Here is a 6263-nt window from a genome sequence, read left to right on the forward strand (position 1 = left end):
CGCGAACCAATCCCACCGCGAACCAATCCCACCGCGAACCAATCCCACAAGGATCATGATCTCCACCGCTGCATCACACGACGGCCGCCCCTCCACGCTGAGAGCGCTCGCTCGCCTCCTTCCGTTCGCCAAGCCGGTGCTCCCCCGCCTGACGATGGGCGCGGTCAGCGCGCTCATCGCGAGCCTGCTCGCCCTGTCGATCCCGCTCGTGCTCGAGGTCATCGTGCGCGGGCCGATCAGCTCGGGCGATCCCACCCAGCTCGTGCTCGGATCCGCCGTGGTCCTCGTGCTCGGTCTGCTCGAAGCGCTGATGGTCTGGCTGCGGCGCTGGTTCGTGCTCGGCCCGGCCACGAAGGTCGAATACGACCTGCGCAAGGGCTTCTACTCGCGCCTGCAGCGGCTGCCGGTCTCGTTCCACGATCGCTGGCAGTCGGGTCAGCTGCTCAGCCGCATGATGCAGGACATCGGCATGCTGCGCCGCTGGATGGCGTTCGGACTCGTGCTGCTGGTCGTCAACGTCCTGACGATCTTCATCGGCACGCTGCTGCTGTTCCGCTGGCACTGGCTGCTCGGCACGATCTTCCTGGTGTGTTCGCTGCCGCTCTGGTACACCGGCTACCGCTTCGAGAAGACCTACGGAACCCTCGCCCGGCAGAGCCAGGACCAGGCCGGAGATCTCGCGACCTCGGTCGAGGAGAGCGTGCACGGCATCCGCGTGCTCAAGGCGTTCGGGCGCGGCAAGCACGCGCTGCACAAGTTCACCGAACAGGCCGAGACGCTGCGCCAGACCGAGTTGCGCAAAGCGCGCGCGGTGGGCGTGATCTGGTTCTGGCTCGTGCTGCTGCCCGACATGGCCTACGCGCTGTGCCTCGGTGCAGGCATCTACCTGGTGCAGCTCGGGCAGCTGCAGGTCGCCGAGCTGATCGCGTTCTTCGCGATGGCGACGGTGCTGCGCTGGCCGATGGAGTCGATCGGCTTCCTGTTCTCGTTCACGCTCGACGCGCGCACCGCGACCGATCGCATCTTCGAGGTGTTCGACGAGGAGAACACCATCCTCGACCCCGCCGAACCGGTCACGATCGACCGGCCCCGCGGCGAGCTCGCGTTCGAGAACGTCCACTTCCGCTATCAGGACGCCGCCTCCAGTGAGCGCGATCTGCTCGACGGCATCGACCTCGTGCTGCGCCCGGGGGAGACCATGGCGCTGGTCGGCCTCACCGGCTCGGGAAAGACGACGCTCACCACGCTGCCCTCGCGCCTGTACGACGTGACCGGCGGACGTGTGACCCTCGACGGCGTGGACGTGCGCGACCTCACGCTGCACGAACTGCGCACGCACGTCGGCATGGCGTTCGAAGACGCGACCCTGTTCTCGCAGAGCGTCCGCGACAACGTGCTGCTCGGTCGGGAGGACCTCGAGCCGGGCAGCCCCGAAGCCGAGGCCGTCATGCGCGAAGCGCTCCAGGTCGCCCAGGCGGGCTTCGTGGAGGACCTTCCGCACGGTGTCGACACGGTCATCGGCGAAGAGGGCCTGTCGCTCTCCGGTGGTCAGCGTCAGCGCCTCGCGCTCGCCCGCGCCGTGGCCGCACGGCCGGCGGTGCTCGTGCTCGATGACCCGCTGTCGGCGCTCGACGTCGACACCGAGACCCTTGTCGAAGACGCGCTGCGCGAGGTTCTGCACGCGACGACCGCGCTGGTCGTGGCCCACCGTCCCTCGACCGTCACGCTCGCCGATCGCGTCGCTCTGCTCGAAGCGGGCCGCATCACGGCGGTCGGCACGCACTCCGAGCTGCTGCGCGACAGCGACCACTATCGCCACGTCATCTCGAGTCTCGAAGACGAGCAAGCCCGCATGCGGGCGAGGGAGGTGACTCTGTGAGCACCGTGACCGTCGAAGGAACCAGCGGTGAAGACCGCTCCGACTACACGCGCGACGAGAGTCGCAGCATCCGTCGTCGTTCGCTGCGTCTGCTCGGCTCGCTCGTCTCGCCGCTCAAATGGCAGTTCGTGCTCGCCGCCGTCGTGATCGTGGTCTCGAGCGCGCTGCGCGTGGCCGGACCCGCGCTGATCGCGTACGGCATCAACACCGCGCTGCCCGCGGTGATCGACCAGATGAATTGGATGCCGACCATCGGCGTCGTGGCGGTGTACCTTCTGACTGCGCTCGGCGGGGCCGCGCTCATCGGCTGGTACGTCGTCGTCGCGGCACGCCTCACGCAGTCCGTCATGCTCGACCTGCGCAAGCGGATCTTCCTGCACACGCAGCGGCTGAGCCTGGAGTTCCACGAGTCGTACACGTCGGGCCGGATCATCTCGCGACAGACGAGCGACCTCGATACGATCCGCGAACTGCTGGACGGCGGGCTCAACGAGCTCGTCTCGGGTGTGCTCTACGGCGTGTTCACGGTGATCGCCCTGCTGCTGCTGGATTGGGAGTCCGGTGTCATCCTCGTCGTGATGGGCCTGCCCCTGTACCTGCTCATGCGCTGGTTCTACACGCGCTCGCAGGTGGTGTATCGCGAATCACGTGTGGTCAGCGCGAAGGTCATCGTCAAGTTCGTCGAGACGATGACCGGAATCCGTGCGGTCAAGGCATTCCGCAAGGAGGTGCGCAACGACGATCAGTTCGGCGGACTCGCCGCCGAGTACCGCGATGTCAACATGCGCTCGATCCGCCTGTTCGGCACGTTCGAGCCGGGGCTCATGGCCGTGGCCTCGGTCACCGTCGCTCTCGTGCTGCTGTGGGGCGGCATCCGGGTCGTCGACGGCTCGATCCTCATCGGGACGCTCATCGCCGCGGTGCTGTACGTGCGCAACTTCTTCTCGCCGCTGCAGGAGGTCGCGTTCTTCCTGAACTCGTACCAGTCCGCGACGGCGGCGCTCGAGAAGGTCTCGGGCGTGCTCGAGGAGGAGCCGACGGTTCCCGATCCCGCAAAGCCCGTCGACCTGTGGCAGGCCCGCGGGCACCTTCGCTTCGACGACGTCGAGTTCGGCTACAGCGACGGTCGGACGATCCTGCCGGGCTTCACACTCGAGATCCCGGCGGGCCAGACGATCGCCCTCGTCGGCACCACCGGCGCCGGCAAGTCGACTCTCGCGAAGCTCGTGTCGCGCTTCTACGACCCCACCAGCGGGCGGATCACCCTCGACGGCATCGATCTGCGCAACCTGCACCCGAAGGACCTCCGCCGCGCGATCGTGATGGTCACGCAGGAGGCCTACCTGTTCAGCGGCACCGTCGCCGACAACATCGCGCTCGGCAAGCCCGACGCGAATCTCGACGAGATCCGTGCGGCTGCGCGGGCGGTGGGGGCGGATGCCTTCATCGAACGCCTGCCGGACGGTTATGCGACCGACGTCAACAAGCGCGGTGGGCGCGTGTCGGCCGGTCAGCGTCAGCTGATCTCGTTCGCCCGGGCGTTCCTCGCCGATCCCGCGGTCCTGATCCTCGACGAGGCGACCGCCTCGCTCGACATCCCGAGCGAGCGGCAGATCCAGGACGCCCTGCAGACCCTGCTGGCCGACCGCACCGCGATCATCATCGCGCACCGCCTGTCCACGGTCGCGATCGCCGACCGGGTGCTCGTGATGGAGAACGGCCAGATCATCGAGGACGACTCACCCGACGCACTGATCGGCGGGGACGGCCGCTTCGCCCGCCTGCACGCCGCCTGGCGGGAGTCCCTCGTCTGACCCGTGATGTGATCGTTCGGTCGGAGGATCGGCCTTCGGTCGGAGAGTTCGCGCAGAATCATCCGACCGAACACCGATCGTCCGACCCTCGCATCACTGAGAGCGGTGCAATCCGGCCGCGACAGCCCGCGCGATCGAACGCTCGACCGCCGGCCAATCGTGCAGCACCTGGGAGTACGTGAAGCGCAGCACGTGGTACCCGCGCAGCCGCAGCTCGGCGTCGTGCGCCGCGTCGCGGCCGCGGTCGGCCGCGCTCGAATGGTAGGCGTGGCCGTCGACCTGAACGACGAGGCGGTCGCCGATCAGAAAGTCCACGGGCCTGCCCGCGAGCACGGTCTGCTGTCTGATCGGCAGACCCCACGGGCCGAGTCGGATGAGGAAGATCGACTCGAGCCCCGAGTCGCTCAGATCGCTCGCTTCGTCTGCGAGCCGTGCGGCTGCGCGGCTCGTCCAGCGCACGCGGCGCAGAGCATCGCTTGAGAGCCGCTCGATACGGATCGCCGACTCCCAGATCGTGCGGGCGGCCTCGGGCTGCACGCATGCAGCGATGTGCGCGAGCGCGTCCTCGATCGACTCGTGCAGGCTGAGAGCGGATGCCGGAGCGACAGGCTTCGACCAGTGCATGACCTCGCTCCGGTCCGTCGGCACCGCCTTCGCGTGCGGAAGGCGGCTCAGGTGCCGCCGCGGATCGACGGAGTCCGGCATCCACCATCGGCGTGCACGGGCGACCGAGACGCACGCGACGCGAGCACCGGCCCGGGCGGCGGCCAGTTCGTCCGGAGGGGCGGATGCCGTCGCGATCCAGGTTCGGCGCACGACCTGGATCGTGCCCTGGCGCACCGCGTGGCGCAGCGTCGCGTCCGGCCAGCCCCTGGCCGTGTCGCGATGGACGATCCCGCCGTTGCTCGTCACCCACTCGTCGATCCGCATGGCGCCAGTGTGGTCCGGTAACGGGGCGTGTGGCCCGCGAAGGGGGGATCAGGGGATCTCGCGCCGACCACGGAAGATGGGGAGGAGACGCGGCCATACCTCGCCAACGTCGGAGAGTCCACGGAGAGTCGGACGATTCGAGCAGATTCCTCCGACCGTAGCCCGATACTCCGACCGGATGCCGCGCCCGCGCTACACGCGGATCTCGGCGATGACCTCGCCGTACTCGGTCTCGCCGCGGGGAGTGAAGCCGACGCGGGTGAAGAAGGCCTCGGGCCCGCCCTCGCCGGCCTCGTAGATGACGTCGACGTGGTCCATGCCGCGCCTGCGCGCCTCTTCGATGAGCTGCTCGACCGCGAACCGGCCGACGCCGCGCCCCTGGTCGTCGGCGTCGACGTTGATGCGCCAGAGCACCGAGCGGAAGTGCTCCTCGGTCGCGTCGGGATCGAAGTTGGCGCTGACGAAGCCGACGACCTCGTCGCCGTCCACGACGACGCGCTGCCAGGTCGTCTGCGGGTTGACGACGGTGGCCGCCACACCGTAGCTCACGGGGGCGAGGAACTGCTCCTGTCCGGGCTTGAGCCCCAGCGTGTTGACCGCAACGATCGTCGTCGCCGACAGTTCCACCAATCTGAGCTCAGCCATAGGCACAGGGTATCCGGGAATCCCTTCGGTTGGCACGGTGAGAGTCGTGATCAGCGAGGAATTCATCCGCAGAAGTATCTCGATGTCAAGATACTTTGCCGTTGCGATAGGCTGGAAGAACCACCCGAACGGAGATATCACCGGTGACTGAATCGACGATCTTCTACACCCATACCGACGAGGCTCCGGCGCTGGCGACGGCGTCCTTCCTGCCGATCGTGAAGGCAGTGACCGGCCAGGCAGGGGTGGATGTCGAGACGCGGGACATCTCGCTCGCGGCGCGCATTCTGGCGGCTTTCCCGCAGAAGCTCACGCCGGAGCAGCAGGTGGGCGATGCGCTTGCCGAGCTCGGCGGCCTCGCGACACTGCCCTCGGCGAACATCATCAAGCTCCCCAACATCTCGGCCTCGATTCCCCAGCTGTCGGCGGCGATCGCCGAACTGCAGTCCCAGGGCTTCGAGATCCCGGACTATCCCGACGAGGCGCGGTCGCTCGAGGAGAAGGACATCCGCGCCCGGTACGACCGCATCAAGGGCTCAGCGGTCAACCCCGTCCTGCGCGAGGGGAACAGCGATCGCCGCGCGCCGGCGTCGGTCAAGAACTACGCGCGCAAGCACCCGCACCTCAACAAGCCCTTCGCCGAGGGGTCCAAGACCCGCGTCGCGACGATGGACCACGGTGACTTCAAGTCGAACGAGAAGTCCTGGGTCGCCGCGCACGACGATGTGCTCACGGTCCGCCACACCGGAAGCGATGGTGAAGTCACGATCCTCAAGGACAATCTCAAGGTGCTCCCCCGCGAGATCGTCGACGCGACCGTACTCTCCGCCGCGGCGCTCGATGAGTTCCTCGCTGAGACCCTCCACACCGCTGCCGACGAGGACCTGCTCTACTCGGTGCACCTCAAAGCGACGATGATGAAGGTCAGCGACCCGATCATCTTCGGCCACGTCGTCAAGGCGTACTTCCCCGACGTGTTCGCGACCTACGGCGAC

At 67.7% G+C, this 6263-nt stretch carries 5 protein-coding genes; 3 read left to right on the plus strand and 2 right to left on the minus strand.

The features are described from left to right. The first annotated feature begins 55 nt into the window (after window positions 1–55). Window positions 56–1879 carry an ABC transporter ATP-binding protein gene (locus QZV84_RS03075; RefSeq protein ID WP_292825130.1) on the plus strand — a complete coding sequence of 608 codons (1824 nt, stop codon included), beginning with the start codon at window positions 56–58 and terminating at the stop codon, window positions 1877–1879. Then, window positions 1876–3693 (plus strand): ABC transporter ATP-binding protein, encoded by a 1818-nt coding sequence (locus QZV84_RS03080; protein ID WP_292825133.1) that lies wholly within the window; start codon window positions 1876–1878, stop codon window positions 3691–3693. The genes QZV84_RS03075 and QZV84_RS03080 overlap by 4 nt, the downstream gene beginning before the upstream one ends. 93 nt (window positions 3694–3786) lie before the next feature. Here the strand turns inward: QZV84_RS03080 and QZV84_RS03085 are convergent, their stop codons facing one another. Together QZV84_RS03085 and QZV84_RS03090 are read right to left on the minus strand one after the other, a co-directional pair. Further along, on the minus strand, window positions 3787–4623 hold the full coding sequence (locus tag QZV84_RS03085) for a DUF559 domain-containing protein (RefSeq protein ID WP_292825136.1): 837 nt from the start codon (window positions 4621–4623) through the stop codon (window positions 3787–3789). A 192-nt stretch (window positions 4624–4815) separates the two neighbouring features. Then, complete coding sequence (locus QZV84_RS03090) at window positions 4816–5268, minus strand: GNAT family N-acetyltransferase (protein ID WP_292825139.1); 453 nt, start codon at window positions 5266–5268, stop codon at window positions 4816–4818. 143 nt (window positions 5269–5411) lie between these two features. On the opposite strand from QZV84_RS03090, the gene QZV84_RS03095 reads away from it, so the two are divergent. Next, the coding region (locus QZV84_RS03095; protein ID WP_292825142.1) for an NADP-dependent isocitrate dehydrogenase at window positions 5412–6263 on the plus strand (852 nt) is incomplete at its 3' end.

It is taken from the genome of Microbacterium sp. (assembly GCF_011620715.1).
Classification (GTDB): domain Bacteria; phylum Actinomycetota; class Actinomycetes; order Actinomycetales; family Microbacteriaceae; genus Microbacterium.